Source organism: Streptomyces sp. NPDC048270 (genome assembly GCF_040652335.1).
Classification (GTDB): Bacteria; Actinomycetota; Actinomycetes; order Streptomycetales; family Streptomycetaceae; genus Streptomyces.
Genome location: NZ_JBEZLV010000036.1, coordinates 26,695 through 44,319 on the forward strand (window position 1 = coordinate 26,695; position 17,625 = coordinate 44,319).

The 17,625-nt window shown below is 68.9% G+C and carries 18 protein-coding genes and 4 pseudogenes; 7 read left to right on the plus strand and 15 right to left on the minus strand.

Going from position 1 to position 17,625, the window contains the following annotated elements; genetic code table 11:
• Positions 1–3 precede the first annotated feature (3 nt).
• Positions 4–393, minus strand: coding sequence for an ATP-binding protein (locus AB0D66_RS26675; RefSeq protein WP_362308497.1), 390 nt, complete (start codon positions 391–393; stop codon positions 4–6).
• A gap of 900 nt (positions 394–1,293) precedes the next feature.
• Between AB0D66_RS26675 and AB0D66_RS26680 the strand changes: the two genes are divergently transcribed.
• Together AB0D66_RS26680 and AB0D66_RS26685 are read left to right on the plus strand one after the other, a co-directional pair.
• A complete protein-coding gene (locus tag AB0D66_RS26680) occupies positions 1,294–1,632 on the plus strand; it encodes a MerR family transcriptional regulator (protein ID WP_362308500.1) in 339 nt (112 codons plus the stop codon).
• A gap of 249 nt (positions 1,633–1,881) precedes the next feature.
• Positions 1,882–2,085, plus strand: coding sequence for a cold-shock protein (locus tag AB0D66_RS26685; RefSeq protein WP_362308503.1), 204 nt, complete (start codon positions 1,882–1,884; stop codon positions 2,083–2,085).
• Between the two features lie 266 nt (positions 2,086–2,351).
• Here AB0D66_RS26685 and AB0D66_RS26690 read toward each other — a convergent pair whose 3' ends face one another.
• The 6 genes and pseudogenes from AB0D66_RS26690 to AB0D66_RS26715 form a co-directional block, all read right to left on the minus strand.
• On the minus strand, positions 2,352–2,702 hold the full coding sequence (locus tag AB0D66_RS26690; RefSeq protein WP_362308506.1) for a PRC-barrel domain-containing protein: 351 nt from the start codon (positions 2,700–2,702) through the stop codon (positions 2,352–2,354).
• A 43-nt stretch (positions 2,703–2,745) separates the two neighbouring features.
• A complete protein-coding gene (locus tag AB0D66_RS26695; protein WP_362308509.1) occupies positions 2,746–3,021 on the minus strand; it encodes an isoamylase early set domain-containing protein in 276 nt (91 codons plus the stop codon).
• 317 nt (positions 3,022–3,338) lie between these two features.
• On the minus strand, positions 3,339–4,388 hold the full coding sequence (locus AB0D66_RS26700) for a hypothetical protein (RefSeq protein WP_362308512.1): 1,050 nt from the start codon (positions 4,386–4,388) through the stop codon (positions 3,339–3,341).
• 81 nt (positions 4,389–4,469) lie between these two features.
• Entirely contained in the window at positions 4,470–5,066 is a 597-nt protein-coding gene (locus AB0D66_RS26705; protein ID WP_362308623.1) for a hypothetical protein, read from the minus strand.
• 72 nt (positions 5,067–5,138) lie between these two features.
• A pseudogene (locus tag AB0D66_RS26710) lies at positions 5,139–5,495 on the minus strand (ATP-binding protein); the annotation flags it as partial.
• Between the two features lie 201 nt (positions 5,496–5,696).
• Positions 5,697–5,839 (minus strand): annotated as a pseudogene (locus AB0D66_RS26715) (ABC transporter substrate-binding protein); the annotation flags it as partial.
• A 302-nt stretch (positions 5,840–6,141) separates the two neighbouring features.
• On the opposite strand from AB0D66_RS26715, the gene AB0D66_RS26720 reads away from it, so the two are divergent.
• Together AB0D66_RS26720 and AB0D66_RS26725 are read left to right on the plus strand one after the other, a co-directional pair.
• Positions 6,142–7,833, plus strand: coding sequence for a hypothetical protein (locus tag AB0D66_RS26720; protein WP_362308515.1), 1,692 nt, complete (start codon positions 6,142–6,144; stop codon positions 7,831–7,833).
• 125 nt (positions 7,834–7,958) lie between these two features.
• Complete coding sequence (locus AB0D66_RS26725; protein WP_362308518.1) at positions 7,959–8,234, plus strand: hypothetical protein; 276 nt, start codon at positions 7,959–7,961, stop codon at positions 8,232–8,234.
• A 35-nt stretch (positions 8,235–8,269) separates the two neighbouring features.
• Here the strand turns inward: AB0D66_RS26725 and AB0D66_RS26730 are convergent, their stop codons facing one another.
• The 3 genes from AB0D66_RS26730 to AB0D66_RS26740 all read right to left on the minus strand — a co-directional run bounded on the left by AB0D66_RS26730 (position 8,270) and on the right by AB0D66_RS26740 (position 10,508).
• On the minus strand, positions 8,270–8,590 hold the full coding sequence (locus AB0D66_RS26730) for a DUF3052 family protein (RefSeq protein ID WP_362308521.1): 321 nt from the start codon (positions 8,588–8,590) through the stop codon (positions 8,270–8,272).
• 27 nt (positions 8,591–8,617) lie between these two features.
• Positions 8,618–9,388, minus strand: coding sequence for a VOC family protein (locus AB0D66_RS26735; RefSeq protein ID WP_362308524.1), 771 nt, complete (start codon positions 9,386–9,388; stop codon positions 8,618–8,620).
• Positions 9,389–10,097: 709 nt separating this feature from the next.
• Positions 10,098–10,508: a hypothetical protein gene (locus AB0D66_RS26740; protein ID WP_362308527.1), complete on the minus strand. Its 411-nt coding sequence runs from the start codon at positions 10,506–10,508 to the stop codon at positions 10,098–10,100.
• Positions 10,509–11,401: 893 nt separating this feature from the next.
• On the opposite strand from AB0D66_RS26740, the gene AB0D66_RS26745 reads away from it, so the two are divergent.
• A complete protein-coding gene (locus tag AB0D66_RS26745; protein ID WP_362308530.1) occupies positions 11,402–12,946 on the plus strand; it encodes an FAD-dependent oxidoreductase in 1,545 nt (514 codons plus the stop codon).
• A gap of 64 nt (positions 12,947–13,010) precedes the next feature.
• On the opposite strand, the pseudogene AB0D66_RS26750 reads toward AB0D66_RS26745, so the two are convergent.
• Positions 13,011–13,655 (minus strand): annotated as a pseudogene (locus tag AB0D66_RS26750) (prolyl oligopeptidase family serine peptidase); the annotation flags it as partial.
• 57 nt (positions 13,656–13,712) lie between these two features.
• Between AB0D66_RS26750 and AB0D66_RS26755 the strand changes: the two are divergent.
• Complete coding sequence (locus AB0D66_RS26755) at positions 13,713–14,069, plus strand: hypothetical protein (RefSeq protein WP_362308533.1); 357 nt, start codon at positions 13,713–13,715, stop codon at positions 14,067–14,069.
• Between the two features lie 766 nt (positions 14,070–14,835).
• Here AB0D66_RS26755 and AB0D66_RS26760 read toward each other — a convergent pair.
• From AB0D66_RS26760 to AB0D66_RS26775, 4 genes and pseudogenes are all read right to left on the minus strand, one after another.
• On the minus strand, positions 14,836–15,021 hold the full coding sequence (locus AB0D66_RS26760) for a hypothetical protein (RefSeq protein WP_362308536.1): 186 nt from the start codon (positions 15,019–15,021) through the stop codon (positions 14,836–14,838).
• A gap of 34 nt (positions 15,022–15,055) precedes the next feature.
• Positions 15,056–15,370, minus strand: a complete 315-nt coding sequence (locus tag AB0D66_RS26765) for a hypothetical protein (RefSeq protein WP_362308632.1) — start codon at positions 15,368–15,370, stop codon at positions 15,056–15,058.
• A complete protein-coding gene (locus tag AB0D66_RS26770) occupies positions 15,294–15,620 on the minus strand; it encodes a GNAT family N-acetyltransferase (RefSeq protein ID WP_362308539.1) in 327 nt (108 codons plus the stop codon). Before AB0D66_RS26770 ends, AB0D66_RS26765 begins: the two co-directional genes overlap by 77 nt.
• 69 nt (positions 15,621–15,689) lie before the next feature.
• A pseudogene (locus AB0D66_RS26775) lies at positions 15,690–15,903 on the minus strand (IS5/IS1182 family transposase); the annotation flags it as partial.
• Between the two features lie 630 nt (positions 15,904–16,533).
• Here AB0D66_RS26775 and AB0D66_RS26780 point away from each other — a divergent pair.
• Positions 16,534–17,625: CAP domain-containing protein (locus AB0D66_RS26780; RefSeq protein WP_362308542.1), on the plus strand; the 1,092-nt coding region annotated here is incomplete at its 3' end.

A 17,625-nucleotide genomic window follows, 5' to 3' on the forward strand; every position in this document is an offset into this window, starting at 1 on the left:
GCGCTACCGGGGGAGGAGGGCGCGGACGGTCTTGCCGCCTTCGGGCCCGGGCGTGACGACGGTGGCGAGGGAGAGGTCGTTGACCATGTGCCAGCCGAATCCGCCCGTCCCGTCGACGAGGTCGGGGGTCCGCATCCGTGGCATCCGCGGGCTGGGATCCTCGACAGCGACCTCGATGCAACTGGGGTGCGCGGTCAGGCGGAGTGTGTAGCCGCCACCACCGTGGCGCAGGGCGTTCGTCACCAGTTCCGAGACGACCAGGACGACCGTGTCGGCCTGCTCCCGACCGATGGCCGGCTGCCCGAGCGCTTCGAGGAACGCCCGGGCGGCTTGGCGTGCCTCGGCGGCGGACTGAGAACGAAGGGCTGTGCGCTCGGCGCTCATCGTGGTCATCGCGCGCTCCGGGGTGCTGTTGTAGGTGTCCGGCCCTGTCTGCCTGGTCGTTGTGCCCCCGCCCGCAGCCGTTCAACCCGACAACACCCGATTACCTCAGTGACACACACACGAAAATCTATGTCAGCCGGAGTAGACATTGAGTGGTGGGGTCGTTATGGTTTCTCTCGTAGCCCAGAGAGACCGTAGGGCCTGGCAGAGACGAACTGCCGGGCAGCAGTACCAGCAGTACCCGCAGTACATGCAGTTGCAGTTCGTTGGACGGTGCGGTGACGGAGTGTCGAAGCCAGGGTTGTTGCAGGACGGCGACGGGACTGGTGACCGGACCGGGCGGCCCGCAGTGTTCAGGGGCCGCCGTGAGCAGTACCGCAGTTAACGCAGTGGCAGTACCCGTGGTAAGTGCAGTTGGCAGTACCCAGCAGTGAAGTCAGTGAGTGGTACCTCGGTGAAGGCGCCGGCTGCGGGCGCGCGCATCGGGAGGTTCGGCAGTGGGGTTCTAAGCCAGAGCAGATGCAGGATGGGCGACGGGGCTGGCTGCCGAAGTGGCGCTAGGTGAGGCCACCAGCAGTACGCAACACCAGCAGTACAAGCAGTTCGCAGTAACAGCAGTACGCAGTTCCCGTTTGGTAAGTGATTGATCCAGAGGGAAGAACGGAGGAGCCGAGCGCCATCAGGATCGGCCGGGCGAGCAGTACGAAGCCCGGGTACCGCAGGACATCGATAGTGAGGTGGTCTCCGGTCACGCATCCGCGATCCCCGCACCCCCGACAGAGCTCAGGTCGGGTTGGCGGACACAGAAGGCCGGCGCAGGACTAGGGCCGGCAGATGGTGTAGCAGTTCCTTCGGGGCCCGGGAGCCACACGCTCCCGGGCCCCTCCACGCGTTCCACAGAGAGGTGCAATGACAGCAGACGACTCGTACGGCCGTCTCGATGACGACGACTACCCCGCCTACACGATGGGCCGGGCCGCCGAGATGCTCGGCACCACCCAGGGCTTCCTCCGCGCCATCGGCGAACACCGCCTCATCACCCCGCTGCGCTCCGCCGGCGGTCACCGCCGCTACTCCCGCTACCAGCTGCGGATCGCAGCCCGGGCCCGGGGACTCGTCGACCAGGGCACCCCGATCGAGGCGGCCTGCCGCATCGTCATCCTCGAGGACCAGCTCGAGGAAGCCCAGCGCATCAACGCCGAATACCGCCGTGCAGCCGAATCGGCGAATCCGACGGCCGCGGCCTGACGCCAGGGAAGCCTGCCGGGTACCGGCGGGCCCTCGCCCACACCTGTCCGAGGCGGGACGCGCAGGTCGTCTCCTGTGGTGACAGGGTGTGCGGGCGAGGAGCGTCTGCGTAAGCTGTCGTGGTTCGGAAGTTCCCTTTGCCCACGCTTTCGGCGTGGGCGTTTTGCTGTGCAGTGCCGCAGTAACCAGGGCGATCACCTCCGCCTTCCGCACGTCGCGGGAGGCATCATCGACTGGAAGGCATGGGACATGGCTACGGGAACTGTGAAGCGGTTCAACGCGGAGAAGGGCTTCGGCTTCATCGCCCAGAACGGCGGCGGCCCGGACGTCATCGCCCACTACTCCGCGATCAACTCCTCGGGTTTCCGCGAGCTCCAGGAGGGCCAGGCCGTCACGTTCGACGTCACCCAGGGCCAGAAGGGCCCCCAGGCCGAGAACATCAACCCGGCCTGATCTTCCGCACCGTCCTGCGGACCGCGGGACGGTGGGACAGCACACGGCGCATGCGGACCGCCACGTGCAGCCCGACCCGAACAGCGGGTCACCGGACTTGTCCGGCGACATCGACCGGACCTCAGGCACACGCGGTCAGGGCGCCGCAGCTGCCGCACGGCCCTGACCCGGCTCTGCTGCGGGAGGGAGTTCGGCCCGATCGCGCCATCCTCTGCCGGGCTGCGGCTCCCGTGCGTGGTGGGGAGCCGCAGCCCGGCGGGCCGGGCTCAGCCGCGGTCGCGGCCGTAGTACTGGCCGAGCTGGTCGCGGTAGGCGGCGTCACCGCGGTGCTTGTCCTTGTCGTACTCGGGGGAGTCCTTGATCTGGTCCTTGGTGAGGTTCACGTTGATCGTCTTCTCCTCCACGTCGACGCGGACGACGGTGCCGGCAGGAATGAGGACTTCCTTGCCGAAGATCCACGGGCCGGTGTCGACGACGATGTAGGAAGCGCCGACCTCGTCGGTGTCCTCGTCGACCTTGCCGATACTCCCGTCGCTGGCTTCGACCTTGAAGCCGACCAGGCTGGTGCCGGGCGTGTAGTGCGACGCGGGGTTGTAGCTCCACATGTCGTCAGTCACAGGTGTTCTCCTTCTGGGTCAGAGTCCGTGGCCGTGCAGATGGTCAGGTGTGCAGGAGGCAGTTGCGGCCGTCGTGGCCGTCCGCCCCTTCTTCGTCGAGCCAGTGGCCGCCATCGGCGAGGTAGCGGAACCCGTGGTGCTGGTCCACCGGGAAGGTGACCGTGACCGCGCGGCTTCCGTCCGGGCGCTCGATCATGGGATGGGAGCCGGGCCGCCAGTCGTTGAAGTCGCCGACCACGCTGACCTCACCGGCCGGATGGCCGGCGGGCAGGACGAACGTGATCTCGGTCCGCTTCTTGCTCCGAGTGCGCTCCAACATCGACGGTCAGCTCCTCACAGGCGGGGGAATGGCTTCGCCATCACTGCCCGCTGCGCCCGTCTCGGTAGCGGTTCGCTACGCCACCCGGTACAGCTGTCCCCCGCTCGGCCGCATAGGGCCGGCCGCCCCAGGCCGAGTACGCGGAGCGCGCTGAGCAGGCCCGCGCCGAGCTCGCCGCTCGCGCGAATAGGCGGTGTTCACGAGAACGGGAGACGGTCCCCCGGGCTCTGTTCAGCGGCCGTGGTCATCGCGTGAAGCAGCTCCGGTTCTCGGGCTGCAGCGGGGCGCACCGCCCCTTGGCGTGATGATCGGCTTCGTCACCTGATGATCTGGTCCCCGTCAGGCACGTCCTCGACGGTGACAAGGGCGCGGGGCAGCCCAAGTCCCCGCGACACCGCCTGGGCAATCCCGTTGAAGTCACGGCCTTCCGGGATCGGCACCTGCTCCCCCTCGCCGTAGCTCTCCAGCGCTTTCACGAAGTAGCTCGGATGCCAGGCTCCGACGGCCCCCCTGACCTCGATCGCGGCCACAGGGCGCCCGCCGACGAGTTGCTTGAGCGCGCCCAGAATCTCATCGGATCGCAGTTCACCCGGTACCTGAAACAGGCTGGCGTGAGCACCGACGAGGCCGCCGCCCCTCAACCGCACAGTCACGGTGAGGCAGCTGGTGACGCTCGGATAGGTAATCAGGCCGCCAGGTGCGACCTCTTTGACCTGCCCTTCCGTGACCGTCGCGCTGGCGGGTGCCCCCGGGCTGCTCACCACGCGCGGCCCTGCGTGGGTGGGCTCATACGGGGCGGTACCCGCAGCTGCACTGGGCGAGGTGAGGGTCGCGGCGCCGACAAGGGCAATTGCGAGGGTCGCGATGACGCGCTTGAGTTCGATCACAACCGTCGCAACGATCACGAGGTGCGGCAGGTGCCCGCGGATCGCGGCCAACCGTCGCTCCACTTCGGCGGCGCGACAGCCCTGAGACAAACCGCGGGACGTGTCCGACCGCCATGAGTGACTCCCGAACCCATCGACATTGATCATGGTGGCGGCACCCGAAGCCACTCCCGAAGTCGTCAACAAACGACTGCAACACCCTTTAGCCGGCACCATCCCGATCATGCTCACCAGAATCCGGGAAGATGGCGGTGCCCCAGGAGCGGGCGTCGATGCCTTCTTCGAAACGCCCCCTTCATGGAGGGCGGCCGCGAGCGAGATCACGGCTTGAGTGCGGGTGTCGACCGCCTCCGCCAACCGCCCCGCACCCTGCAGGGCTGTGCCCAGGCAGTCCGAGGCGATGCCTTCACTGTGCTGGTCGCCGATCTCCCGGCAATTGGATACATCCTGCTGATGGACATCGATCGCTCCCTCGAACATCGACAGCTGTAGGCGTACGCCTGTGATTGCTCCACCAGTACGGGGATATGGCACCAGCAGGGAGGCTGTGAGCCGGTCACGTCATCCCGCGGGCATGGCGGTGGCAGGGTGATGAACCTCCAGGATGACTGCGGTGCCGGCCACGGTTCGGTCCTCGTGCATGGCGATCTGCTGGCCGGGCTGGAGGTGCGTCCAGTGGGAGGGAGTGAAGGGCACGAGTCGAACCGTGGCTCGCCCGCCGGGCTCCAGATACGGCATGCCCTCAACCCAGAGTGCGGCGATGCTGACCGCACGCCCACCCGTGGGAGAGCAATGTCCGATGTCCCACATAGGTCGCAGAACACCGGCGCCGGAGATTGCCGTGGTGCGTCGCGCCTCAGCGGCAGGGCGGAGCGTCAGTTCCGCCCGGATCACGCCGTGCCGAATCTCGGAGCACCGCCAACGGCACCAGGCCGCGCTCCGCTCAAGCCGGAGCTGCTCAGCCGCGTCGGCGAGCTTCTCCCAGAACGCCAGCGGGAGCGGGCGACCGTCCCCCAGTTCCTCCAGCAGGCCCAGGGCGATCTCCCACTCGTCACGGACGAGGTAGTCCCAGATGTCTCGCACCGTGATGTCGTTCTCGGTGGCGGTCTCTTCCGGAACAAGCAGAGAAGCTGACTTGAGCAGCTCAGGGACGTCCATGCGCCCATTGTCGACCACCTGAACTATGTGGCGGCGCTTTCCTGGTCTCCCCCCAAGGGCAGCGAGCCGGTTCTTGAGCCGGTAGCTGGGCCCGTTGGTGGAGATCACGTCGCAGTGGTGCAGGAGCCGGTCGAGGAGGGCGGTGGCCAGGACCTCGTCGCCGAACACCTGTCCCCGCTCGCTGAAGGTCTTGTTCGAAGTAGGGATGATCGAGCCCTTTTCGTAGCTTTGAGATGGCTTGAAAGACCAGGTTGGCCTCCGCGCGCTCGAGGGGGGCTGGTAGCCGACCTCGTCGACCACGAGAACAGCAGGCCGCAGCTGGCTGCCCGCACTGCCGGATACGGATGCGCCGCTGGACGCTTCACCGGCAGAGTCTCGCGGGTTGAGCGCGCTACATGGCTGATGGGGCCGACTGAAGCGCTCAGTCACAGGCCTGGTGGTCGGCCCGTGCCATCTGGGTTTCCATCAGTGTCAGCGAACCCTTAGCGGCTCCGGGGGCGGGTGGCCCCTCCGTGGGAGGGGCCACCGCGCAGTTGCGGTATCTCTGGGGCGGGCAGGCTTCCAGGTCCACCGGGATGCCCGAGCTTGTGCGTCAGAAGACGCCCCACTTGGAAACATCTCGACGCAGCCGCCGTTCTGGACGATCGCGTCGAGGGCTGCCTTGAGCGCGTCACTGCGCTGCGTGTTCCTCGTGGCGGCCGCCATGCCGTACGGCGCTGCGGCGACTTGCCACCGGCTAGCCGGAAGTGGTGGCCGCCGCCCGAAGTTTTCACCCCCGTCCTCCTCGACCGGCACGTGCCCCTCGGCCCGGACCAAGCCGCAGTGCGCCGCGGCGCAAGTGGGATCCGGTGGGTTCGCTGGTCGGTGATGGCCGCGTGCTGATGTGTTGAGCAAGCGTTCGGTGACGCTCGGAGGTCGCTCGGACGTCGCTCGGTGGTGTGAGGTCGTAGCCAGGTACGGCCTTGACGCCGAATGGCCAACGCCGGGCGACCGGGTGGGTGTGCTCCGGATCCCGCGTGAAGCCATTCGCCCCGCGCGTGCTGGGTTGATGCCTAAGACTGTCCTGGTGCCTGGTGTGAAGGAGACCAACGTCCGGCTGCCGGCGTGTGCCCACGAGGCTTTGGCCGTTGTCGCGGCCCGCGAGGGGACGTCGCGGGACGAGACGGTCCGGCGGCTACTGGCGGCCCACGTTCAGGCGCAGGAAAGCCTGGATCCCGACGACCGGCTGACGCGCATCGGCACGGTCCTGCGCTATCCGAGGCCGCCGCGATATCGCAGGGATCCGAGAAGCGATGTTCCCCTGAGGGTGCGGGCGTCGGCGGAGTTGCTGACGAGGGCGCGCGGTGTCTCGTTGCGGCTGCCAGGGCAGTACGAGCGCAGTCATCGGGACTACCAGGGCCGGCTGGTGACCGACGGGGTCATGACGGCCATCGCGGTCGCGGAGTCCTTCACGGACGGCTTCCTGGAGGGTCTGCTGCCGGTGTTGCGCCACGGGTCGGCTCTCGGGCTGTGGCGGCTGGCTGCGGCGGCGACCAGTACGGGCCCGGAGAGGGAACTCCTGGCGGCGGCCGAGGACGATCGGTCGGCCGCCGCGGTGCCCGACCGCAGACTGCTGCTGGTCGCCGAGGCCTTGGAGAACGACGTGGCCTGGCACTCTCCAGCCCGTTTCACCGTCGTAGAGAACCTTGCCCGTGACCTCCTGACCGGCCCCGATGCCCAGGCTCACGAAGAACTCCTCTTTGCTCAGGCCGGGCAGGACTGGGAGCTGCTCTACCAGGACACCCTGCATGCCGCGGACGACCGCAGGACTCGCCTGCTGGCAGGGACGACGGCCTACGACTACACGGGCCGGGGTGGCAGCGCGGTGTGGCGGGCTCGCCGCCGGGTGGGCCTGCAGGACTTCGAGGACTGGCTGGTCAAGCGCCCCCACAGCTCGCCGCTCGAAGGTGCGATGAATCCGCCGGGCTGGTTGGTGCGTCTGCCCGAATGCTGGCACGCGCATGCTCCGGCGCTGCGAGAGGGTGCCCTGCCCGACCCGTATGCCCGCTGGGCTGGGGAGGGGAAGCTGGTCGTCTTTCCGTTCCGCGGCAGGCAAGCGGTCTGGCCGCTCCGCGACCGCGCCGACGGCTCGGGCCCGGAACCCGTGCCCGGCATCGAGCCGCTTCTCGCGCCGACGGCCGCGCTGAAAGTGGAACAGGTCAGCGGCTTCATCGAGGCGCTGCTCGTCGTCTGGAACCACGAGCGCGAGCAGGAGTGGGGCACCTGCCCCTTTCCTGACGTGAACGGTCGTCCGACACTGATCGGGGGCCAGGGGCGGGAGGAGGAGCCGGACAGGATTGACCCATTGGCGCTGCCGGCGGACAAAGCACGTGCCCTCGGACTGATCACCGCAGACCAGCAGCGCGAGGCCATGGCAAGAGCGCGAGCGGAGACCCTCGCAGCCATGGAGGCAGTCATCGAGGACTTTGAGCTGGACGATGCCCAGGACACCGAACGGCTCGACCTCCTGAGGGAAGCGATGGGAAACGCACGCTGGTTCGCGCAGTTGGCCATACGCCTGGACCGGCGCATCGGGTCGAGGTTCCAGGTGGTCAAGGCTACGTGGGTATGGCCGGGAGCCTCGGTGGTCGAGTCCTTGGGCGACCCTCGCCCCGGCCTGGTCGAGTACCTCGCCGCCTGGTCCCACAGGACCGCGGCTCTGGTTCTGGAGCAGTCGATGCAAACGGCTTGGCACCGGGCGTTCACCCAGTACGCACGCCGGATGTGACACCCACCGTTTAATCAGGTCGCCCCGGATTCGGTTAGGTAGAGGAAACGGGCCGCGACAGGGCGGCACGGGGGTGCCGTGTCAGCGCCCCGGCCAGGTGCGTCCAGCGAACGAGGAAATCCAATATGTACAAGAATCAACCGTTAGTGATGTCAGTTGCCATCGGGGTCGCCATCGTGGTGGCGGCTGTGGCTGCTGTCGTCGGCGCGCCGTGGTGGCTGTATGTGCTCGTGCTCCTGTGCCTCTTGGCAGCCATTGCCGTGGTGGCCGTCCAAGCCGTGTTCCCGCAGGAATCCGAGCACCGGCTGGGCTGGTGGAAGGACTCACGACGCTATCGGCTGCGCCGACTGGCAGTACGCCAGGGCGCAGCCGGCACAGGGCGGGCCCGCGGCGACGAGTGAGCGTGCGGACGTTCCTGGTGCCGAAGAAGTCCAGGTCATTTCGCTACCGCTTGGCTTGGGGTGGCCAGGCCAAGGCCGTTCCAGCCCGTACCTGCGCCGACGGAACCGACTTGCTGGAGGCCGGCCGTCACTGCGGCCTCCTGCATGTCGCAGGGCTCGACATACCCCTCGCGTCCAGGCTTCGGCGTGAACAGCCAGATCAGGGCGCCGTCCTCGACCAGTGTCGTTGAGTCGACCGGCATGTCGGCAAGATCGCCGTCATCGTCCCGGAACCAGACGACCACGGCGTCCACGACATCGTCGTACTCCTCATTGACCAGGTCGGTGCCCGTCAGCTCTTCGATGGCCCGTGTCAAGTACGCGTCTTTGTTGTTGCGAGGGTTCTACACATGCTGGGCGCCCAGAGTCGTGGGAGCGGGGCGACCCGCCGTCGGGTCGAGGGTGAACAGGCCGCCGTCCGGGTCCCGCACGGTGACGTGCCCCGTTCCGCCAGGCCGCAGGTCGTCGGAGACGATGCTCCCACCGTATTCGAGTACCGTGGCTCGGGCGGTGGCAAGGTCGGGGACCTTGAAGTGGACCCGCCAGCGGGGCCTCAGCTGGGGCCTGGGGGAGCTGGTCTCGACGGGGCCGCTGTTCAGGCGGGCCACCGCTTGGCCGCCATGGCGCAATACCACCTGGTCCTGCTCGTAGAAGACCTCGCAGCCACCGGCGTCATCGTCGGTCCACTCGAGGACCCGGCCGTAGAAGAGAGCGGCATCGAAGGCGTTCTTGGTGTGCAGTTCCAGCCATGCCGGGGCTTCGCCGTCGCCGACCCTCCAGTCGGACAGGACCCGCCCCTCCCACACGCCGAAGGACGCACCCTCGAGATCGGTTGCGAGGGCCGCGCGGCCGCCGGGCGGAAAGGACACGGGACCGATCCCGACCGTGCCGCCGAAGTCGCGGATCCGCGCCACCGCCGCGTCCGCGTCGTCGACAGCGAAGTACGTCGTCCACGCGACAGGTACCGCGAAGTCGTTCGCCACCGCGCCGACGCCCGCGACCGGCACGCCGTTCAGTTCGGCGACCGCGATTCCGCGTCCGAGACTGGCATACCGGAAGGTCCAGCCCAGCACCGCCCCGTAGAAGTCCTGCGCGGCCGGTAGGTCACGAGCCATGAGGCTGAGCCAGCAGGGCGCGCCCACGACACCCCTCGTCATCTGCTCCACGATCGGTCTCCAGCTGTTCGCGAAGCGCCGCCAGAACCTGGGACCGGGGGCGCACAGGGGGAGCCGCGCAGGGGCGCGGCCCCCCAGACACCTTCCCTGTCCCGGTCTGTGCATTCATGCCCGCTTCTGATATCTGCTGACCGGAATGGTGTGCAGGTCCTCAGGGCAGGCAGGGGTCGGGCGCAAGTCGTCTGCCCACGGGTCGCGCTTCGCCGTGAACCCCGCTCGCGCGCCTCGGCCGGTTCGTTCCCCACACCCAGCCCTGGAGCAGCAGTGCCCCGCCCACGCCCGCTCCGTCCCACCGCAGGCCCTCATGAGCAGTACCGACCGCGACCTCGGCCACGAGCCCGCCTGCCCCGAGCCGCCCGCCTCCCCATCGACGACCTCCCCTGTCCGAAGGCCGACCGGCAACCAAGCCGCTTCACCGAACGTCCAGTGGCAACCGGAAGCCCGCGAGCATCTCTAGGGCCAGGCCGTGGGCGATGAGGTGGCCGGCCGCCGTAGGGAGTTCGGCGCCGTCGCGGCTGAGCCGTTTCATCTCATACCGCGTGAAGGCGACCTGGCAGTGCAGGGCACGAGCCTTGCCCCCCCGGCGCGGTCCCGCGTTCCCAGGGGCTAGCGAGGAGGAGGGACGAGGCGGGATCCGCTGTGCCGTCCGCTATGCCAGAAGGAGGGTCAGGAGTTCAGGAAGTTCCGGCAGGCCGGGGGCGCATCGGGCATGCACGCCGACGAAGCTGATCATGTCGACGCGGTTGGTCTCCTTGAGACTGCCACGGATGCTCCAGTCGCCCTTCTTGAGCGAGACGAGGGCGAGTTCCCCCCGCTCGCTGCGACTCTCGCGCTGCCATCCCCGCTTCTCCAGTGCCTCGACGGCAGCCGCGTACGGTCCGGCCCCGGTTCCCTGGCCGACCGGGGCGTCGGGATGGCCGGACCACAGTGTCGTGCACGGAGCCAGCTGAATACCGGACGGCCCCTTGGCGTCCGGGCCCGCCGACGGCGACAGCCCGATCATCCCCGCCTCAGCCGTGGCCTCCTCGACCTCGCGGTCGACCTCGTCCCGGTCCGCCACAGCGGGAGCGGCGGACGAATCCGGAGCGGGGGCGGCGGACGAATCCGGACGGCCTGCCGCCCGCGGGTCCTCAGAGTCCCCGCCGCCGCAGCCGGTCACGCCCGCCATGACGACGGCCGTCGCGGCCACAGTTCTGACTACTGCTTTCCACACAGGTGCTCTCCCGCCCCTTGATCGTTCACCAGGCGGGTGCCCGCACGTTCGTCCGTAAAGTATGCCATGGCGACGGACGCACCGGTTTGTTCGCCCGCACCCCTGCAGACCAGGCACCTTACTGCGGCAGGCAGTACTCCGGCTCGCTCCCTTCCCCGCCGGCGTCAGGCGCGACCTCCAGCGCGAGCTCACCTACGACCGACCGGGGCCCGGTTGATCCACGGCGCCGGGCCAGCCGTCGAGGTCCACGCAGGGGCCGGGGGTACCGGTGCGCGGGCCAGGCAGCGCCCGGCCCGGAGTATCGCGCCGGGCCCCGCACAGCGCGGTGGCTGTGACCGGGCACTTCACCTCCCTGCGCAGCCCGCCGAGTCACGGTGGCCGAGAGCTTTGGACGGACCCACTGCGGGAGCCGGACGCGTACGAGGTGGTAGCGCAGCTGGGGGCCGGCGGTGTTCCCGGCGAGAGGTTCGCCGACGTGGGGTCGGCGGCGGCGAGGACCAGGGCGCGGTGAGAGCGTGGACCGCCCGCCCTCGCTGGTGAGGGCCATGGGGTCGTGCTCGCGGTTGCCACTGCCCCGTAGTTGTCCGTCTCGCGTCCTTGCGCTCGTCACGATGCGCGTGCCCTGGGCGTACTGATCAACCAGATTCGTCAGGATGACATACCGGTGTGTCCGCTCAGCACGGTGCGTCACAGAAGAAGCATCCGCGCATCAGCCCCTTTCCAGTGGGCAGTCGCCGGACATGAACCGATCATCGAACGACGGCCTCTCGTACTGGATGCAGACGGCGGATCTGCCGTCCTTCGCTCCTCTCACAGGGTCGGCGCAGGCGGATGCGGCGGTGATCGGCAGCGGCATCGTCGGGCTCAGCACGGCATGGGAGCTCGCCCGTGCGGGTTTGCGGGTCGTCGTACTGGAAGCGGACCGGCTCGCGGGGGGCGTCACTGGGCATACGACGGGAAAACTCACCGCCCTGCACACAGCCGTGTACGACACGCTCCGAACGGAGCACAGCGAGGACGTTGCACGCCGGTACGCCGCCTCCCAAAGCGCCTCACTGCGTCACGTCTTCGACGTGGCCGCGGAACTCGGCATCGACTGCGAGCTGGAGGAACGCCCCGCCTATACGTACGGCCGCGATCCCGACGGTGTGGCGGCCTTGCGCGCCGAGGCCGGGGCGGCCCGGGCAGCCGGTCTCAACGCTTCGTTCGTCACCGCGACCGGCCTGCCGTTCCCGGTGGCCGGAGCCGTGAAGGTGGAGGACCAGGCGCAGTTCCATCCACTCAAGTACCTGCGCGGCCTGGCCGCCAGCATCGTCGCGTTCGGCGGCAGCATCCACGAGCACACCCGAGTGACCACCCTCGACCACGGTGATCCGTGCCGTCTCACCACCGACTCGGGTGCCGCCGTCTCCGCCCGGCACATCGTGGTGGCCACCCACCACCCCGTCTTCGACCACGCCCTGCTGGCCGCCCGGCTGACCCAGCACCGCGACCTCGTGATCGCGGGCCCCCTGCCCGCCGGTCTGGATCCCCAGGGCGTGTACATCACCGAGGAGGGCGGCAAGCGGTCGGTCCGCACGGCGCCGCTCGACGACGGCGGCCGTCTCCTGATCGTTACGGGAGAGGCGTTCGCCCCCGGCGAGGGGGAGGACACCGAGGCCGGGTACGCACGCCTGCAGGCCTGGACCGAGCAGCATTTCCCCGGCTTCACCGTCACCCACCGGTGGGCAGCCCAGGACAACAGCGTCACGGACACCCTGCCGCTCATCGGCCGCTTGCCCGGCGGCGGCAAGAACGTTTACGTCGCCACGGGCTTCGCCGGCTGGGGCATGACGGGCGGGGTCCTCGCCGGGACGATCCTCGCGTCCCTCGTCAGCGGCGAAGAAGACCCGTGGGGCGGCCTCTACGACCCCGCCCGCCTCGGGTCCGCCCTGCGCTCCGCCCCGGAGCTCCTCAAGGCCCAGTGGGACACCGGGAAACACTTCGTCAAGGACCGCCTCGATGCGCTCGGCGACGGCACCGACGGCCCCGTAGGGAGCCTGCGGCCGGGCGAGGGGACGGTGGTCAGGCTTGGCGGCAAGCCCTGCGCCGTGCACCGCGACGATCGGGGCGGGCTGCACGCCGTGTCCGCCGTCTGCACTCACCTGGGATGCCTCGTCGCCTTCAACAACGCCGAACGCACCTGGGAATGCCCCTGCCACGGCTCCCGCTTCGGCATCGACGGCGGCATCCTCCAGGGCCCGGCGCTGGAGCCCCTGGAACAACTGGACCCCGGAGAGCTCTGACCCTTACCGGGCCCCCGGGCCGGCTGACCCTTGCCGGGCCCCCGAACCGGCCCCGGGCCCGTAGTCAGCCGAGGTGCTGTTCCAGCCAGTCCGCCGCGGCACGCCGGTACAGGCGCCGGTTGTCGGCCCGCAGGAACCCGTGGCCCTTGCCCTTTAACGTCAGCAGCCGAGCCGGTACACCCCGGTCGCGCGAGGCGCGGACGAACTGCTCGGATCCATCAGCGGCACGTTGGTGTCGTGCTCTCCGTGAACGGCCAATACGGGGACGCGCAGCTGGTCGATCCGGCTCATCGGGGACAGTGCACGCAGGAGTTCCCGGTGCTGGGGGTGGCCGTACGTGGCCGTGGCGGACTGCGCGATCCACAGCTCAGTACCGGCGAAGAACGACTCGAAGTCTGACATCCCGCAGACGACGACCCCGGTGCGTAAGAGTTCCGGGTGCCACATCAGGCAGGCCATGGTCAGATACCCGCCGTACGAGCGGCCCATCACCCCGAGCCAGAGGGGGCGGCGTATCCGAGCGCGACCACGTGGGCCGCGCAGTCGGCAATGTAGGCGATCGCCGCGAACCGGCCGGCGCCGAGGTCTGCGTCCACGAAGGAACGTCCCCAGCCGGACGAGCCGCGGACATCGGGCACGAACACCCCCTGCCGAGGAGCTCGTGCTAGAGCGGGATGAACACCGGCCGCTCCTGTTCCCTGCGGCCTCCCCTACCCAGGGCTCAAAGACCCCGGGCCAGGACCGGCCTGGTCGACCAAGAACGCCCGTGTTCTTCCAGCAGCGCTCATGGAGGGCTGATAGCGATGAGCTCAGCCCGAGAGAACACCCCACGCAGAATTTGTTGGCGAGTCTCTTCTTCCTCGCCGTCGGCGCGGCGATCCTTTTCGTCGGATTCAAGATCAACGAGTCACCCGCCGACTGCGGCGGCGAAACGATGTCAGCAGGCGACACCTGCGTCAGCTACTCAGGCAGCAACCAGACCGGGAGTAACGACCTGGACGAGCAGAAGTCTGAAAATTCGACCAGCGCAAACGGGGCGTTCGTCGTCGGAGGACTCGTGGTACTCGCCAGCGCCTGGGGAAGCGTCGCAGCTCTGCGAGACATGAGCGGTGCATCCCACTGACCATCCACTTCGTCGCTCTTGCGACCGGCATCGGTACGAAACAAGTGGAGGCCACCGCGCGCCGGGCAGGTCAGCTGCCTCGACGCAGCCAGATCGGCGGGCGGTCAGCACTTCGGGCATGTCGGCAACCGCTTGGGACGGGCCCTGGGGGAACAGCCACGACGTCCCCTCGGCCCGGTTCGGGGGGCCGCACCCCTCCACGACGTGAGGTCCAGGCCGCAACGTCCCCTGACAGACGTGGAAGCCCGCGCGGCTGCGACTCCCCCGGGGAGATTCCTGGGGAGGTCTGCCGACCGGTGTGGAGGGATGCCACGGGCTCGGCGTGACCGGAGGCGGCGGCGGTATGCGCCGGGCAGGAGCTCCGAGTGCCGTGGCATTGGCGGTCATCAATACTCAGCCGGTACCGCGGCTGGATGTGTGTGCCATGGCGGGCAACCAGCGTGACGGGTGCGAGGCATGTTATTTCGGGGCCGTGGAGGTCTGTCCGGGAACCTTGTCCGCGACGTGCCGTGCATCTTGATCGATCGTTTGCAGCAGGGCAACGCAGGCGTCGGTCGCGGCTGCGCTCGCGCGGGCCACACCATCGGAGCCCTGGCCGTCCCCACGGCCCGCCCGCATCCCCGCACGCTGGAATGCGCCGGGATGCCTTCTGGCCCGACAGCGTGGCTGCTGAACGGCCGAGCAGGGTGCCCGGCTCGTGGGGCGCCCTGCTCATGGCGTGAGTGGATCACGCGCGTGCCTTGGGGGCGGTCAGGTCAGGTGGCTGCTACCACTGGCCGGTGATGGGCTGGTCGCCGGGGTTGCCGAAGCGGGCGCTGTAGATGACTTGGTTGGAGTCTTTGGCCGCGCCGTAGAAGTCGGAGTCGGCGGGCCGGTAGACGCCGACCTTGTCGGTGGCGTCGCCGTTCCAGTCGCCCTTGATCGGAATATCGCCGGGGTTGCCGAACTTCACGTTGTGGTCGATGTGGCGGACGTGTTGGAATCGATCAGGTAGAAGGACGTGTCCGGCCCGCGGTAGACGCCGATGGTGTCCTTGCCGTCGCCGTTCCAGTCACCGACCAGATGAATGCGCCTTGCACGGACGGATCGTAGGCGGCCAGGGTACGGATCTGGAACAGGTGCTCCCAAGCCGGTTCCTCGCCGACGATGTCGAAGTCGGTGCTCGGGCGGAAGCCGAACCGGCCGTAGAAGTCGGGATCGCCGAGAACAGCGACCATGGGAGCATCAAGGGCGTCCGCCGCGGCGAGCGGCGCCGACCAGAGCCGTTCCGAAGCCGCGGCGGCGATGGTCGCTGTGAACACCAACCAGGCTGAGGTCGGGGACTCGGACGGAACCGATACGACCCCACCTGCACAGAGCATGGCCGACGATCACGCCATCCTCGCCCTCGGCCACCAGCGAGAGCGCTGGGATCCAGTGTCCACCCTTCTGCAATGCGTCCTGCAGAAGCACCTCCACAGGCTCCTCCTCATGCGGTTTGCCGGAGGAGGCGAGGTTTACCGCACGGACGGACAGCGGCCAGGTCGGCGGGGGTTCTCGTCTGATCAGCACCTGTGCAGTCTGACCCTCCGCCGACCTGGCATGTGGGCGGAGGCCGTCGACGGGCAGTTGAGGGATCTCTCATCTCGCGGACCAGAGGCAGGTGCCGGCGATGTGAAGTCCGTCGAGGTGGAGGGCGGCGGTCTTCTCGTAGCGCGTGGCGATGCCCGCCACGGCTTCAAGCGGTTGATGCACCGTTCGACGGTGTTGCGTTGCCTGCAAATCTCACAGTCGAAGCCCAGAGGCCTACCTCCCGGCTGCCTCGGCGCAGGCGGTGGCCCCGCTGGTCCGCCGGGATGGAGATCACCGCCGGAACGCCGCGCTCGCACAGGTGGTCGCGGAATAGGGTGTCCGGGCGTGGGTCGTATTGCCTTGGATTGGCGTCCCCCCTTGGAGCCCGCAGACCGCGCGACCTCGGCCGTGCTCGACCAGCTGGCAGCGGATGCCGACCCGTACGTTCGCGACCAGGCAGCCGAGGCCCGTCAGCTCAAGCCACCGCGTAGCTAATGATCACAGCACAGCGGCGGGCCCCGAGGGCGGGCCAGGCCGGCGTCGCAGACTGGCTCACAGGAATGCCGCGACGGGCGGCGGCCTCACGCGGGAGTCCGAGGCGCAACCGCGATCAGAGCCAACCCTTCTGAGCAGCTTTGATGCCGGCTTCGAAGCGGCTGCTGGCGCCCAGCCGGTCCATTGCGCATTTCACCCCGATGGCGTAGCGGTCGATCGCTGGGCGGGCGGGTGCCCTGCGAACGGGTGACGCTGACAGTCAGCCGTCGCTTCTGCGACGCCGGACCGTCGCGCCCGTGCCGCCGCCCAGACCGGCCCCGGCACCCGCGCAGGTCACCGCGATGCCACACAAACGGGGTATCCGATGAAACTGAAGACACTTGTAGCATCAGCCGCCGTGCTGTGCGGCCTGGGCGCGATGGGGCCGATACAAGCCGCCTCCGCGCACGAGCCCGCTGCGCCAGCGCCGGCCTCCCAGGCGAAGGGACCCAGATGCGCCGCGTCCGTCCCCCCGCCGGGCACCGGCTCACAGATCAGCGCCACCGATGCCGACGCCTTCGTACGAGCCCACAACGACGCGCGCCAGGCTGCCCTCCGGAAGTACAACCCCTCCTTCCCCCTGGTGTCCGTGAGGTGGGATCCCCAGCTCGCCTGCGACGCGCAGGCCTGGGCCGACGACCCCGCCTCCAGCAAGGACGGCAAGCTCGTCCACAGCGGAAGGGACACGAACGGCAACGAGGGCGAGAACCTGCTCCACGCTTCCCCCGGCCCGGCGAAGCCGCTGATGGCCATGGACCCGGGGGTGGGCTTCAGCTGGATGGCCGAGAAGGCCGCGTTCGACGCGGACAACAACGCGCCGGTCGACAGCAAGGCTCCCAGCGGCAATTACCACGTGTGGGGCCACTACTCGCAGATCGTGTGGATGTCCCCCCAGTCGTCCACGACGGCGATCGGCTGCGGCGTGAAGGAAGGCGTGTCCGTAAACGGCAACAAGGGATGGATCCTCGTGTGCCGGTACGCCGCCGCGGGCAACATCGGCGGGCAGCGCGCCATTCCCCTCGGCGAGAACCCGGTCCCACCGCCGCCGAAACCGCCGTTCGCGACGGGGGCGCCGGTGGCGATGGCGAAGCAGAACGACAACCTGCTGACGGCGCTGGCCGTGGACAAGGACGGCTTCCTGAACGTGGCGTGGGTGGTCGGTACGCAACCGTGGCACGATCCGGTGCGGTTCGGCCCGGCGGTGTTCCCGCCGGGGGCGCCCGTGGCGATGGCCAAGCAGGCTAACGATCTGCTGACGGCGCTGGCGGTGGACAAGCAGGGTGCCTTGAACGTGGCGTGGGTGGTCGGTACCCAGCCGTGGCACGATCCGGTGCGGTTCGGCCCGGCCGTCTTCCCGGCCGGGGCTCCCGTCGCCATGGCGAAGCAGAACGACAACCTGCTGACGGCGCTGGCCGTGGACAAGGACGGCTTCCTGAACGTGGCGTGGGTGGTCGGTACGCAACCGTGGCAG